Here is a 14,188-nt window from a genome sequence, read left to right on the forward strand (position 1 = left end):
TATAGACCACACTGTTCGGATTTTTGAACAATAACGCAGCGCACGCAGACGGAGTTATCGAGCATGGATCAGCTTTCAGCAATGCGCGCCTTCATCCGGGTGGTGGAGACCGGAAATTTCACCCGGGCGGCAGAGCGTCTGGCCATGCCGAAGGCTACGGTGACCAACCTGATCCAGGGGTTGGAGGCGCATTTGCAGACCAAGCTGCTCAACCGTACCACGCGCCGGGTCATGGTGACCACCGACGGCGCGCTTTACTACGAGCGCGCGGTGCAGATCGTATCCGAACTGGACGAGTTGGACGAAAGCCTGTCCAATGCTCAGGCCATGCCGCGCGGTCGCCTGCGGGTGGAAATGGCCGGCGCCTTTTCCGACTGGATCGTCATTCCCGCGCTCTGCGAGTTTTATCAGATGTATCCGGACCTGCGCATAGATCTCGGGGTCAGCGACCGCACGGTGGATTATCTTGCCGAAAACGTCGATTGCGCCTTGCGCGCCGGCAGCCCGACAGACCAGTCGCTGATCGCCAGGCGGGTTGGCGAAGTGGAAATGGTGACCTGCGCCGCACCGCGCTATCTGCAGAAGTTCGGCACCCCTATTCATCCGCGCGACCTCGAAAACAACCATGTCGTCGTCAACTATTTCAGGAGCACCAACATCAGGAAAATGACGTTCGGCTTTATCCGGGACAAGGAAGAAGTCGAGATCAACGCATCGTCTTTCGTGTCGGTCAACGACAGCCGATCCTATATGGTGGCTGCCAAGACAGGACTTGGCGTCTCCCTGATCCCCCGCTTTATGGCCAGGGAACTGCTCGCGTCAGGCGAGTTGGTGCAAGTGCTGGAAGACTGGCAGCGTCCTCCGCTGCCGCTCTACATCGTCTATCCGCCCAACCGGCATCTGAGCAACAAGGTGCGCGTCTTCGTGGACTGGCTGGTAAAGCTGCTGATCGATTCGCAAATGAACGCACCTTGAAGCGTCACCTGATACGGCACCCATGATGCCGGGCCTTAGCAACGATTGAAAAGAATCTATACAAAATCTATCGATATGATAATATCAACTACTGGCCGCTTATTCGAAGCGCCTCGGTTGATGTCGCGCCGGACCACGTCAAGGTCCCAGATTCGAAATCGAGACCAAAGGGAGAAGCCGTCATGGGAACATTCTCGCCCGTTTTCGAACGACCGGCAAGGCCAGTCGCCTTGATCAAAGCCGAGGACGAAGCGCTTACTGCCGCTCAGGTTTTGGCCGATAGCGCCTTATCGGAAGACCACGCAGAGGAGCAACCGAGGCTCGACCATCTGCTGCGGTCCGGTCTTCTTGGCATTTCCATCTCCACCGACTACGGCGGCATCGATATTTCCAACGTGCTGCTGTCGACGGTCTGCCGCATTGTTGCGGAGGCCTCGCCCAATCTCTCCGCCATACTGGCCGCTCATTATGGCGCGCTCGAATTGCTGCGCACCCACGGCAGTGAGGCGCAGAAGAGCTTCTTTTTTGCAGCCGCACTCGCCGGCATGCGCTTCGCGCGCGCGAAAGCCGAGGCTGCGACAAGTTCAAAAGACAGCGGCCTGCATCTCACCCACAATGGCCTAGGTTGGTCCTTGAACGGCACCGCCATAGCGTCTCCAGCGGCCATGACGGCTGACTGGATCATGGTATCCGTCTACGCGCCACCGGATGAGCCGATCCATCTTTTCTGTCCCGGCAACGGCTCGCTCACCCCAATCGCCAACACGCTCTCTTCAGGCACCCATTCAGAGCGGGGCCAACCCGTACTGTTTCGTGATCAAAAGGGAGAAAAGGACGCGGTGCTCCAACCCCGCCGCCCGCATCACGAACCTGACGTGCCGCAGGCAATGGATCTGCTGTTGCAGGCGTCGGTGGAACTTGGCAGCAGCAAAGCTTTCCTTGCGCCGTTCATCTCACCGACTTCCATTGCCGCTAGCGCTACCGGCATGCCTTTCGAACGTCTTGCCGACGCTGCGCTTCGTGTGGCAACGGCAGAAGCCGTCGTGGAAAAGGCGGCGACCGCTATCGATGCCGCCCAGATAGGGGCTAGCGATCGCCACCGCCACACCGCATTTCTGATAGCATCGGCTGCCAGCGTGGCAGCCCGCGAAGCTTCTGCTATGGTTAGAAGCATGGCGATCGCATCAACCGACGAAGCAGCGAAGCGGGATCATATCCATTTGGGTTCGCTCAGCGTCAAACCAGCTGACGCTGAAATGATCGTGTCTCTGATGCGGCGCGGTCACGGCGATATTGATAGCGCGTTCGATGACGAACGTCTGCGGTAACTACTGCCCCTAAACCCGACGTAAGGGAATGTAATCCAACCCGTGGGCTCTGCGGTTCAGTTGCAGCGCGTCGAAACCCGAAATCGCAGAAATATTTTCTACTTTATTACTATATTAAAATTATAGACTAACTTGACAAAATTTCAGCCCAGAGCCAATTTACGTTACAGAACAAGCATGTAACAGGAGTTTGCTCATGACAATCCTAACAATGCCACGCAAGGAGACAGTCGCGATCCCGAGCGATGCGCTTGTCAGCGTCGAGCCGGGACTTTTGAAGTCAGCGATGCGGACTGTCAGTGGCCAGGTCTCGGTGATCACCGCTGGCCAGGGCAAGGACCGAACCGGTGCGACCGTGACATCGGCGACGGCGCTATCGGTCGATCCGCCGACGATCATCGTCAACATCAACCGAACCTCTTCTAGCTATCCTGTTATCCGTTCCTATGGCCATTTTGGTCTCAACATCCTCGGGGGTCATGACGAGGCAATCGCCAACCGCTTTGCCGGCGTCGGCGGGTTGAAGGGTGAGGCACGCTATGAAGGAGCGGAGTGGACGGTCGGGCCGAGCGGCGCGTCACTGCTCACGAGCGCGCTTGCTGCCATCGATTGCGAAGTGGAAGAGATCATCGACCGCCATAGCCATGGCATCATTATCGGCCGGGTCGTCTCCGTCATTTTTGGGCATGGCGACCCGCTGGTCTATCAGAATGGCCGTTACGGGCAGTTTGCACCGCTGCTGGGCTGAACAAAAAAGCCACCTGTTAATGCAAACGGCCTGCCGAGACACTCGTCACGGCAGGCCGTTTCTGCGGTGCTATACTAATGATCAGCTTGCGCGCTTTTCCTGGCGGTCGTCTTCGGTCAGCTCTGCCATGCTGGGCGTGGCGACGAACTGTTCCAACGTCATATTGTCGAGAATGGCTGCTATTGCATCGCGCACCTGGGTCATCGACCGGCGCACCTGACAGTTAACCGGATCGGCGCAATCGTCACACGCCTCGAACGCGGTGCGGCTAGCACAGCGGATCGGCGCCAGAGGCCCATCGAGGAGGCGAATGGCGTGACCGATGCGGATTTCGCTGGCGGGATGCGACAGCGAATAGCCGCCGCCCGGGCCCTTTTTCGAGCGCAGGATGCCGCCGTTGCGCAATTCCAGCAGGATCGTATCGAGGAACTTCTTGGGGATGTTGTTTCGCAGCGCAATTTCGCTGATGAATGCCGTTTCACCCGGTCCGAGCTGCGCCAGATCGACCAGCGCCTTCAAACCGTATTTACCTTTTTTCGTCAGCATGACTGCCTGCTTTCCCAACATTCAGGGCCAGCACCACCGGCCCCGCTTCACATTCACCCTTGCATGAGCAAAATCTACAGCGCGAATTTTAAAAACATATAAAAATTATGTATTTCATATTCAAGCTTTGTCGCAGGGGATTGTGGCAGGCCTACGTCAATCACAGGTGATTTGCGAGCCGTCGTTGCACGGAAGCATCAAAAAAGCCAACGACCGCCCCGAAAATTTCGGAGCGGTCCACTTATCTAGCGATATCGACAACAATCAGGAGCCGGACACAACCCGGAAACCACCGGAATGGCCGCCACCCGCAAAGACTTTCGAATCGGCGAAATCGCTGTGGGTCAGGTCATTGTCGCGCGCACGTCCAAGCCCGATCTTCGGGAACAGCAGCTCGGCCACGCGGTAAGCCTCTTCAAGATGCGGATAGCCGGAACCGATCACTGTATCGATGCCCAGCGCCTGGTATTCACGCAGCCGCTCGGCAATCGTTTCCGGCGAACCGACCAAAGCCGTACCGGCACCCGCCCGCACCAGGCCAACACCGGCCCAGAGATTGGGGGACACTTCGAGCTTGTCGCGCCGGCCATTGTGAAGTTCCGTCATGCGCCGCTGGCCGACAGAATCCGACTCCTTGGCAAAGCGAGCCTGGGTTTCGCGGATCGTCTCATCCGACAGCTTGGAAATCAGCTTGTCGGCGGCGGCCCATGCTTCCTCATCGGTCTCGCGAACGATGAAATGCAGGCGGATACCGAAAGAAACCTCGCGACCGCTTTTTGCAGAGGCTGCCCTGACCGCTTCGATTTTCTCCTTCACCTGCGCCGGCGGCTCGCCCCAGGTCAGATATTTGTCGACGCGGCGCGACGCAAATTCGATCCCGGACTCCGAGGAGCCGCCGAAATAGAGTGGCGGGCGCGGAGACTGCACCGGCGGAAAGCCAAGACGCGCCCCTTCCGCCCGGATGTATTTGCCGTCGAGATTGGCGTGGCCCTTGGCGAGCAGATCTTCCCATACGGTGAAGAATTCGTCGGCATGGGCATAGCGCTCGTCGTGGGATACGAAAATACCGTCGCCCGCCAGCTCCGACGGGCTACCGCCGACAACGATGTTCAGCAGCGAACGACCATTGGAGACACGGTCGAGCGCCACGGCAAGCCGTGCATAATAGGCCGGCGAAGCCGTGCCCGGACGGATGGCCACTAGGAATTTCAGCTTCTGGGTATAGGCGGCGAGCGAGGCCGCCGTCACGAAGGATTCCTCGCAGGCAACACCTGTCGGCAGCAGCACGCCATAATAGCCAAGCCGGTCAACGGCAGTAGCAATTTCCCTCAGATAACCGTGATCAACCGGGCGGGTCAGATCGTTGGAGCCCAGATAGGTGCCATCGCCTGAGGTCGGAATGAACCACAGGAAATCGAGTGGCTTCGATGTGTTTGCGTTCGGCGTTTGGGTCATCGGTCTGTCCTTTATATTGTCAAGTTTCAGCTGGCCTTCGGACGCCAGACAATGTCGGCGATCTTCAAGGGCTTGGGCAGGATGTTGAGGTCACGGAATTCGTCGGCGAGCGCCTGCTGATAGGTGACGGCCTCGTCCGTTATGGTCGAAACACTGCCAAGGTCGGCGCCGGGACGGGTCAGCACGGTACGCGTCGTTTCAACTGGAACGCCGGTTATTTCGGCAAGAGCGGCAACGGTCTCATCAAGGCGACCTTGCGCTGCAACGCCGGTTTTCCGCAACTCATCGATCACTTCAGTGATGATGTCGGGATTTTTCCCAACGAAGTCGCCATTGCCGAGAAAGAAGCTCCAGCTTTCGACGATGCCTTCCGCCGTGGTCAGGACACGGGCATCGGGATCAGATTGCGCAACCGCAAAATAAGGGTCCCAGATGGCCCAGGCGTCGATACTACCGGACTTGAAGGCAGCACCGGCATCCGCTGGCGACAGATCCGCCGCCTTGACATCTGCCGGCGTCAGCCCGCCCTTTCGCAGGGCCTTGACCACAAAGTTATGGGCGCTCGAGCCGCGTTTGAAGGCGAGCTTCTTACCCTTGAGATCGGCGAGGGATTGGATTGGGCTGTCCTTGCGCACCAGGATCGCAGACCCGGACGGAGCGCCCTTGTAGGTGCCGACATAGAGGAGATTGCCTCTGGCCGCCTGGGCAAACAGAGGCGGCACATCGCCGGTCGGGCCGAAGTCCAAAGCGCCGGCGCCGAGTGCTTCGAGAAGCGGCGGGCCAGAACTGAATTCGGCCCAGGTAATGGTCACGCCGCGAGCGGCCAAGCGCTTTTCAAGCGCCCCGCTGCGCTTGGCAAGTGCCAACACCCCATTCTTTTGCCAGCCGATACGAAACGTCGTGGCAGCAGCATGAGCACCGCGCAGAGCGGGCGTGGCCAGCGCTACGCCAGTCGCACCAAGCAAGCCAAGGGTTTGTCTGCGGGTGATCATCGGCAATTTCTTCCTTCGCTCGTCGCGCCCAATCCAAAACCACTGATAGGGCGTGGTCAGGCGCTCACCATTGTTCATATTCGCCGCCGCATCGAGCGCGGCAGAACGGAATAGCTACATGATGATTTAGTCTATGGAATTTGTAAGGAATAATTTTCGCTTTATGCCCGTCACGGGAAATTTCCTGCCGCGGTTTAGCACCGTTTCGGAGGCGTCATTTCCTCATCAGGGCATTCTTTCAGCTACGAGTTTCGGCAAGGCCGTCAGCAACACTCCAGCTCGCGGCAAGTGCAGCGTGGCCAGTAAGCGCCATGAAAACCGCAAAAACTGCCGATCCTCAAAAAAATGTTCCGGCGCAGCGCGGTTTATTGATCGTTTTTATCTCCATTATTTCCATAGACTATATACTCTACAGTTAATTCAGCAGCTTGATGCAGAGATCCCCAATGACCGAAATATCCCGCCGCCTGTTCGGCACTGCCGCCCTTGCCACACTCACATTGTCCCTCGTTGCCGGTGCGGCTCGCGTGCGGGCGGAAGGCCTGGGCACCTTGAAAATAGGCTATCAGAAGACCGGTCTTCCGGTCATTGCCCGCCAGCAAGGTGTGATCGAGGCGGCGCTGAAGCCGCAGGGAACCTCCGTATCCTGGGTGGAGTTTTCGGCCGGGCCGCCACTGGTCGAGGCCTTAAATGCGGGTTCGGTCCATGTCGGCTGGACTGGCGATGCGCCGCCGATCTTCGGTCAGTCCTCAGGTGCTGCCATCGTCTATGCCGCAGCCCTGCCGCCGAACGGCAAGGGCGAAGGCATCGTCGTCAAGAAGAGCTCCGGCATCAAAACGCTCGCGGATCTGAAGGGCCGTAAGCTGGCCGTCGGCAAGGGGACAAGCGCCCATAATCTCGTGGTCGTCGCATTGGAAAAGGCAGGTATCGGGTTTGACGCGATCACTCCCGTCTATCTCGCGCCGGCAGATGCAGCGGCAGCCTTCGCCAATGACAAGGTCGATGCATGGGCCGTATGGGACCCGTTCCTGGCCATTGCCGAAACCCGTTACGATCTGCTGACGCTGGCGCGCTCAAGCGAGGTGCTTGATGTGAAGACCTATTTCCTCGCCAACCGCGATTTCGCAGCTGCCCATCCTCAAGAACTGCAGGCTGTGCTGAAAGCACTGGGCACGGCTGCGGACTGGTCTGCCAGCCACCGTGAACAGCTGGCCGCTGCCCTGCATGAAGTAACGGGCGTGCCGCTTGAGGCCCAGACGCTCGCCGCCAACAGGGCCGAGTTCGGGATTTTCAAGATCACCGACGAGATCGTCGCGACCCAGCAGGAGACGGCAGACCGGTTCTACCGGCTCGGCCTGATCCCGAAGAAAATCAACATTCGCGACGCGGTGTGGACCCCGCCCACAAATTGATTGCCGAAAGAAAAGCGAAAGCAGGGAGCTTCAGCATGACAACAGCCCCGACAGGACGCAGTGCCCCGACATCACATGTCAATGCACCGATCAAGCCAGCGAATGGCGCACCTTCCAAAACCTGGACCAAAATCTTGGCGCGGCTCGGCAGTGACAGCATCGGCTGGGCGCTGCCTGTGTTGATCCTGATTACATGGGAGGGCGCCTCGCGGGCCGGTTTGCTGCAGCAGAATGTATTGCCTGCGCCGTCTGCCGTAGCGGAAGCCTTCTGGCGCCTGACGCTCTCGGGCGAATTGCCGGCCAATATTGGCGTCAGCACGCTGCGGGCGCTGGCAGGCTTTGCCATTGGCGGCGGCATTGGTTTTGCACTCGGCCTGCTCAATGGCCTGTCTGGCCTGGCGCGCGGCATCACCGATACGACCTTGCAGATGATCCGCAATATTCCGCACCTCGCGCTCATTCCGCTGGTCATCCTGTGGTTCGGCATCGATGAGGAAGCCAAGCTGTTCCTGGTGGCGCTCGGCGTATTCTTCCCAATCTATGTCAACACGCTGCTGGGCATCCAGGGTGTCGATCCGCAACTGGTTGAAATGGGCCGCCTCTACGGCATGAAACCCGCCCGGCTGTTTCGCAAGGTGATCCTGCCGGGCGCCCTACCCGCGATTTTCGCCGGCCTGCGCTACGGCCTTGGCATCATGTGGTTGACGCTAATCGTGGCCGAGACCATCGCCGCGTCGTCCGGCCTCGGTTACATGGCGATGCAGGCCCGCGAATTCCTGCTGATCGACGTCGTCGTGCTGTCGATCCTGATCTATGCGCTGCTTGGCAAACTGGCCGACCTGCTCGCCCGTTTGCTGGAGCGCATCTTCCTTCAGTGGCATCCCGCCTTCCAGACCGCGAGGTAGACCCATGACCGTGACAACCCTGACACGCCTTCGTCCCGTCCCTGCCGCTGAGCCGCTCACAGCCCGTGCAGAAGCCGTCGCGGCAGCGGAGCCGGCCTTTTCCTTCCGCAATGTCCGCAAGACCTTCGGCTCGCAAACCGTTCTCGATGGCATCGATCTTGATGTCGCCGAAGGGGAGTTCCTGGCGATCATCGGCAAGAGCGGCTGCGGCAAGAGCACGCTGTTGCGGCTGTTAGCGGGGCTCGACAAGCCAAGCTCCGGGGAACTGGTGCATCATGGCGACAACGCGCATTCCGCGCGGGTCCGGATGATGTTTCAGGAGCCGCGACTGCTGCCCTGGGCGCGGGTGGACGACAATGTCGCTGTGGGCCTGACTGGTATTGCAGAAGGCAAGGCCGCACTGACAGCCGCCCGCGATTTGCTGGACGAAGTCGGCCTCGGCTCCCGCGCCCAGGAATGGCCCTCCGTTCTCTCAGGTGGGCAAAAGCAGCGTGTTGCCCTGGCGCGCGCCTTGGCGGCGCATCCGCATATCCTGGCGCTCGACGAGCCGCTTGGCGCCCTTGATGCCCTCACCCGGATCGAAATGCAGCAATTGCTGGAGCGGATCTGGCAAAAACAGAAATTCACTGCCGTCCTCGTGACTCACGACGTATCCGAGGCCGTGGCACTTGCCGACCGGATCGTCTTGATCGACGCTGGCCGGATCGCCTTGGACCTCAAGATCACCCTGCCCCGGCCCAGACGGCAGGCTGCAGCCGAAAGCGCGCAGATTGAAGCGAAGATCCTGGACAAGCTGCTGGGCGGTTCGGCAGCGTAAGCGGTGCAAAGAAAAGACCGCCGGAGCTGCATGGCTCCGGCAGTCGGACGAGACAACTATGGCTTATGATGGAGTTTTGACTGCGTTTTGCCTGACAGCTAAGGCCTCGGCTACTCCGCTTGCCACCAGTTCCGCCTGACGGGCAACCTCGGGAACGCCCATCAATTCGCCGAAGGTACCACGCGCCAATGGACCGGCGATGAACAGATCGTCCTGCGGCAGTCCGTCGATGCCGGTGGCGCGGCCGGCCGTGTCGCAGGCAATGCCAAGCCCATAGGCATCGGCCTGAAGATGGCCAGTGCTCTCGAGCGACAGATACATCGACTGGGATTTCAGCACGCTCGCATGATCCGGCCCAGTCGCCAGCACGACCCAGTCAAACGGCTTGCGCTCGACAAGGCCCTTATCTGCCGAGACGAGATCAACCGCGATCGTCTGGATGCCGCGCTCGATCTTGATCAATCTGCCACAGGAGAGTGTCAGGCTGCCATCTGCAAGACGCTGTTGCCAGACAGCTTCAGCTTGCGGCGGTAGACGGTAGCGATGTACATCCCATAACCGGCGGGCGTGGCGCAGGAAGCGCTTTCGCTCTGTTTCGCTCAGCCGCGTCCAGAGGGTCAGGCCCTGCTTGCGTAAGGCGTCCGTCACCGCATGCCACGTTACACCTTGGCTCTGCGCATCAGCGATGGTTCGGCGTACGGCGGCGAGCAGCTTTCTGGCGCTGCTACACTCTTCATCGCTGAAACAGCAAGAAAAGCTTTGTGGTGCGAGATGATGACCCTTCGAGGCCATGCCGCGCCGGGAAAAGGCTGTGATCTCGCCGCAATGACCGCGCGCGCTTAAGGATGCGACGATATCGGCTGCCGTCAGCCCCGTTCCGACCACCAGAACCCGATCTTGATCGCGAATGCTCGACAGGGCCGCGCCCGCAGCCGGATTGGTGATGAAGCGTGGATGCCCCTGGAGCGCAGACTGCAGCGCCCGGGGCGCCTTCGGTGCGGGATGGGTTGCGGCTATGACCAGAAAATCGGCTTCCACCCAGGCGCCGAGGTTGCCGGTCAACAACCAACGCCCGCCGACCTTGGTTACGGTCTCTACCGTTTCGCGGATATGGCGGATGGCGCCATCTGCGAGATAAGGCGCCATGCGATCTGCCATGAACCGACCGAAGGCTTCACGTCGCGCAAAAATTTGCGGCGCCCCGACAATGTCCCCGTCAACGACGCTGTCTGGATCTTCAGTGAGACATGATGTCGTCTTTAGCCAATCAGCGAAGGCCGAGGGTTCGTCGGGAATGGCAATCATTCTGCTTGCCTCGACATTCAGGCGAAGCGATGGATCCTGCGTGTCATAGGCGAGACCCGCACCAAGTGTTTCTCTCGGCTCGAAAACGAGGATCTGGAGATCCTTGATGCCGCTTTCAGCCAGGAACCGTGCCACCGATGCGCCGGCAAAACCACCGCCGACGATTGCTAATGTTTGCTGTGCAGTTGGCCCCGGCCTGACTGCCTTGGACATTTTCGACAAAAACTGGAGCATGCTAACCTCCATCAAACGGCCTTTGGGAATGCCAACCAGGCATACCCATCCGTGCCTGTTATCATCCCTATCCGTTGTCGCGCGGCTGCTGTGCCGGGCGTCTGTCGTGGCTGTCCTCCCAGCCAATCCATATACACTATAAAATAACTAGACTAATAAGGAAAGCGATTTCACCCGTTAAATCCGGGGCGCCTGTTACCAGCTTTGATCGAAAGACCGTATTTCCAGATTGATGTAACCTGGAAGGTCAGGTCCGCCGCGAATACGAGCAGACCTGACCGGGAATTTATCCGAACGAAACGCTCAGGCTAATCGGCACCGCAGACAGCGCCTTAGACACCGGGCAGCCGGCTTTGGCCTTGTTGGCGATCTCGGTAAACTTCGCTTCGTCAGCGCCGGGAACCTTGCCCTTCAGGACCAGCTCGATGCCGGTGATGGCAAAGCCGTCGCTGACTTTTTCCAGGGTCACATTGGCCTTGGTGTCCAGGCTTTCGGCCGTCAGGCCAGCTTCACCAAGCATCATGGACAGTGCCATTGTAAAGCAAGCCGCATGGGCAGCACCGATCAGCTCTTCTGGATTGCTTCCGGTCACGCCTTCGAAGCGGGTGTTGAAGCCATAAGGGTGATCCTTCAACGCGCCGCTTTGGGTGGAAATCTGGCCTTTGCCATCCTTCAATCCACCGGTCCAATGGGCCGAACCATGCTTTTCGATCTTCATAAATTTCTCCTTGGATCGGATGCAAACCGACATGCACGCCGGAAGCGAGAGGTTCGCATCGTGTTGATCTCGAAACTCCGGAGCGGCATCCGCTCCGGGTCATCGAGTTAACCCTCCGACGCCCGTTCGGTTCCGAAATGCGCCGATGGCAGAAGCGGGTGAGCGATACATTGGCCCACCCGACGCTTTTTAATGCTGGCTCTCAACAGCAAGCGACGGAGAAACCAGAAGCCCAACGTCCTGCCCCTGGAGGAGGTCGGAAACCTTGACGGAGCCTGGGGCGAAAGACCGGCCTGACTGGAGATCCTGCCATGGTCCACTCATCGAATCCGGCATGACAAGCGCTGTATCCTTCCAGATATCAAGGGCATCCCCCTCATGGCGACCGGCCGCGGCAGCCGTCAGACGCGGGACGATGGTCAACACCTGCTCTTCACCATGCACCCGGGCAAATGCCAGAACATGGTCGCGCCCCGGCCCGGTGACATCAATCGGACGGTAATCCCCCTCGTCAAACAACGCCCGATGCCGCGCCCGCAAAGCGAGTCCCTTACGGATCAACTCTTGTTTGCGTGCGGCAAGCGAGTGTCCGCCATGCGTTGCTGCCAGCGCCGCGTAATCGACCGTGCGGCGATTATCGGGATCGACCAAACTGTCCTCGACACCTTCAGCGCCCTGATAGATGTCAGGCACACCGGGTGCGGTCAGCTTGATCAATGTCTGCGAAAGGCTATTGCGGGCGCCTGCAGCGATGAAGGGTTGCAGCACCCGGTCGAAATCCTCGACGAAGCCCTGGTTGTCGGGCGAGACCAGCCATTCGGCATAGGCACGCACCACCTGCTCATAAGCTTCGTTCGGCTCAGCCCAATCCGTGCGCAGCTTGGCTTCCCGCAGCGCCTTTTCCGTATAGGCGAGGAACCTGTCTTTCAGGCTGGCAAGCGCCGATTGCTCAAAGTTAACCGGCCAGATGCCGGCCAGCGATTGGTACAGCATCCACTCGATATTCGCCTCCGGCGCTGGTCCATCCGGCAGTTGCGCGACGTGATCGCGGTTCATCTGACTCCAACGCTCGACAGCGAGGCACCAGTCTTCCGCTCTTTCCGACAGCGCGTAGAGCCGCGCCCTGGCATCCTCGCCACGTTTGGTATCGTGCGTAGAGGTGGCGGTCAGCCCGTGTGGCTGGGTTTGAAGCCGCTCCCGCATGGCGGCGTGGAAAGCCTCGATGCCGCCGGCAGCCGTTGCCTCGACATGATCAGGCTCGCCACCGACCTCGTTTGCGGCAATCAGCCTGTTGTAGCGATAGAAGAGCGTATCTTCCAAAGCCTTGGCCATGACAGGACCGCTCAACTGCTGGAACCTAGTGCGGAATTCGGCAGCCGCATTGCCATGGAAATCGCCGAGGATCAGTCGCTCGATCACAGCAAGAGCGCTTTCACCCATCAACCAGGTGCGGGCCTTGGCAACGGTCTGCGCCAAGATCACCCTGTCCTGTTCGCCAAGCCCTCCGCGATACCCGTAGGTGCGATAGACCGGAAAAGCGACCAGCAATTCGTGCAGAGCTGTCCGCAGCTCGCTATCCGTCTCACCTGGCACGACAGACTGAGCGAGGGCGACGAGCCGGGATACCTCGCCCTTGAAATTGCGCTGGACCATCCGGCTCTTCGCCTCACGCAGGCCCTTGCCGTAATCCGCCGCGACAGGATCTGCCTTCTGATAGTCTGCCTGCAGCCGCTCGATACCCTGACCGTCGATAAACAAATGGGAAAGCGCCGTGATGAATTCGTACCCCGTGGTGCCGGCCACCGGCCACTCCGGCGCAATCCTCTCGCTTGGCCCGAGGATTTTTTCGACGGTAATATGCACCTGCGGCCCGACCGCCTGACGCAATTGCTCAAGATAGCCGGCAGGATCGGCGAGACCATCGACATGGTCGATCCGCAGTCCCTGCACCGCGCCCGAACGGACCAGCTCCAAGATCAAGCGGTGGCTGTCTTGGAACACGTCAGGCTTCTCCACACAGACGCCGACCAGGCCGGTGACTTCGAAGAAACGGCGATAGCTCAGGTTTTCCGAGGCCTCCTTCCAATACAGCAATTCCCAAGGCTGCTGCGTAAGCAGAGGCTCAATCGCATCGGTGGAACCCGGATGGGCCGTGCTCTGTGGGCTCAAAGGAATATGCGTGTCGAAATAAGCAAGACTGGATGTCTCGCCCCCCTCATCTGCAACGACCCGCAACTCGCCATCGGCAAGCGCTTGAGCCACAGGCTTTCCGAGGATCGGCAGAGTGAGCTTGCGGCTCCAGTCGATGTCGAAATGGCCGGCATAGGCGCTGGCACGGCCATGACGCAGAACATCGCGCCACCAGGTATTTTCGACTGATGCAGCCATATGGTTGGGGACGATATCGAGGATGAGGCCCAGCCCTGCCTGCTTCAGCGCGGCGGTCAGCCTGTCGAAGCCAGCGCGTCCGCCGATGGCGGGATCGATTTCATTGGCATCCGTAACGTCATAGCCATGGGTCGAGCCTTCCGTGGCCGTAAAGATCGGCGAGGCATAGAGATGACTGATGGAAAGCGATTTCAGGTGGGGAATGAGCGCGATGGCGCGGTCGAAGGTCATGCCGTTGCGAAACTGCAGCCGATAGGTCGCGGATGGGATGGTCATGCTGGCCCTCTTGATGATGTCCCCCAGTAACCCCGTCGGCGTGCTTCTGTTCCACTGACCTAAAACCCCGAACCATGCGGCACCGACTG

The 14,188-nt window shown here is 59.5% G+C and carries 12 protein-coding genes; 6 read left to right on the forward strand and 6 right to left on the reverse strand.

Annotated elements, in window-relative coordinates:
- Positions 1 to 63 precede the first annotated feature (63 nt).
- From BJF91_RS09415 to BJF91_RS09425, 3 genes are all read left to right on the forward strand, one after another.
- Positions 64 to 975: a LysR family transcriptional regulator gene (locus tag BJF91_RS09415; protein WP_075614222.1), complete on the forward strand. Its 912-nt coding sequence runs from the start codon at positions 64 to 66 to the stop codon at positions 973 to 975.
- Between the two features lie 182 nt (positions 976 to 1,157).
- Entirely contained in the window at positions 1,158 to 2,303 is a 1,146-nt protein-coding gene (locus BJF91_RS09420; protein ID WP_075614223.1) for an acyl-CoA dehydrogenase family protein, read from the forward strand.
- A 196-nt stretch (positions 2,304 to 2,499) separates the two neighbouring features.
- Complete coding sequence (locus BJF91_RS09425; protein WP_075614224.1) at positions 2,500 to 3,051, forward strand: flavin reductase family protein; 552 nt, start codon at positions 2,500 to 2,502, stop codon at positions 3,049 to 3,051.
- Between the two features lie 81 nt (positions 3,052 to 3,132).
- On the opposite strand, the gene BJF91_RS09430 is transcribed toward BJF91_RS09425, so the two are convergent.
- From BJF91_RS09430 to BJF91_RS09440, 3 genes are all read right to left on the reverse strand, one after another.
- A complete protein-coding gene (locus BJF91_RS09430) occupies positions 3,133 to 3,597 on the reverse strand; it encodes an RrF2 family transcriptional regulator (RefSeq protein WP_075614225.1) in 465 nt (154 codons plus the stop codon).
- A 264-nt stretch (positions 3,598 to 3,861) separates the two neighbouring features.
- Positions 3,862 to 5,052, reverse strand: coding sequence for an FMNH2-dependent alkanesulfonate monooxygenase (ssuD, locus tag BJF91_RS09435; protein WP_075614226.1), 1,191 nt, complete (start codon positions 5,050 to 5,052; stop codon positions 3,862 to 3,864).
- A gap of 26 nt (positions 5,053 to 5,078) precedes the next feature.
- Positions 5,079 to 6,044, reverse strand: coding sequence for an aliphatic sulfonate ABC transporter substrate-binding protein (locus tag BJF91_RS09440; RefSeq protein WP_075614227.1), 966 nt, complete (start codon positions 6,042 to 6,044; stop codon positions 5,079 to 5,081).
- 446 nt (positions 6,045 to 6,490) lie between these two features.
- On the opposite strand from BJF91_RS09440, the gene BJF91_RS09445 reads away from it, so the two are divergent.
- From BJF91_RS09445 to BJF91_RS09455, 3 genes are read left to right on the forward strand one after another with little or no spacing between them, the layout of a single operon-like run.
- Positions 6,491 to 7,456 carry an aliphatic sulfonate ABC transporter substrate-binding protein gene (locus tag BJF91_RS09445; RefSeq protein ID WP_075614228.1) on the forward strand — a complete coding sequence of 322 codons (966 nt, stop codon included), beginning with the start codon at positions 6,491 to 6,493 and terminating at the stop codon, positions 7,454 to 7,456.
- A 35-nt stretch (positions 7,457 to 7,491) separates the two neighbouring features.
- The gene (locus tag BJF91_RS09450; protein WP_083943245.1) at positions 7,492 to 8,361 is read left to right on the forward strand and encodes an ABC transporter permease subunit; all 870 of its coding nucleotides are present in this window, start codon (positions 7,492 to 7,494) and stop codon (positions 8,359 to 8,361) included.
- Between the two features lie 4 nt (positions 8,362 to 8,365).
- Positions 8,366 to 9,178, forward strand: a complete 813-nt coding sequence (locus tag BJF91_RS09455) for an ATP-binding cassette domain-containing protein (RefSeq protein WP_075614229.1) — start codon at positions 8,366 to 8,368, stop codon at positions 9,176 to 9,178.
- 63 nt (positions 9,179 to 9,241) lie between these two features.
- On the opposite strand, the gene BJF91_RS09460 is transcribed toward BJF91_RS09455, so the two are convergent.
- From BJF91_RS09460 to treY, 3 genes are all read right to left on the reverse strand, one after another.
- On the reverse strand, positions 9,242 to 10,717 hold the full coding sequence (locus tag BJF91_RS09460) for an FAD/NAD(P)-binding protein (RefSeq protein WP_162843849.1): 1,476 nt from the start codon (positions 10,715 to 10,717) through the stop codon (positions 9,242 to 9,244).
- A 286-nt stretch (positions 10,718 to 11,003) separates the two neighbouring features.
- The gene (locus BJF91_RS09465) at positions 11,004 to 11,435 is read right to left on the reverse strand and encodes an OsmC family protein (RefSeq protein ID WP_075614230.1); all 432 of its coding nucleotides are present in this window, start codon (positions 11,433 to 11,435) and stop codon (positions 11,004 to 11,006) included.
- A gap of 189 nt (positions 11,436 to 11,624) precedes the next feature.
- The gene (gene treY / locus BJF91_RS09470) at positions 11,625 to 14,099 is read right to left on the reverse strand and encodes a malto-oligosyltrehalose synthase (protein ID WP_075614231.1); all 2,475 of its coding nucleotides are present in this window, start codon (positions 14,097 to 14,099) and stop codon (positions 11,625 to 11,627) included.
- Positions 14,100 to 14,188: the final 89 nt, after the last annotated feature.

The sequence above is a fragment of the Gillisella taibaishanensis genome (assembly GCF_001938985.1).
Taxonomy (GTDB): domain Bacteria; phylum Pseudomonadota; class Alphaproteobacteria; order Rhizobiales; family Rhizobiaceae; genus Allorhizobium; species Allorhizobium taibaishanense.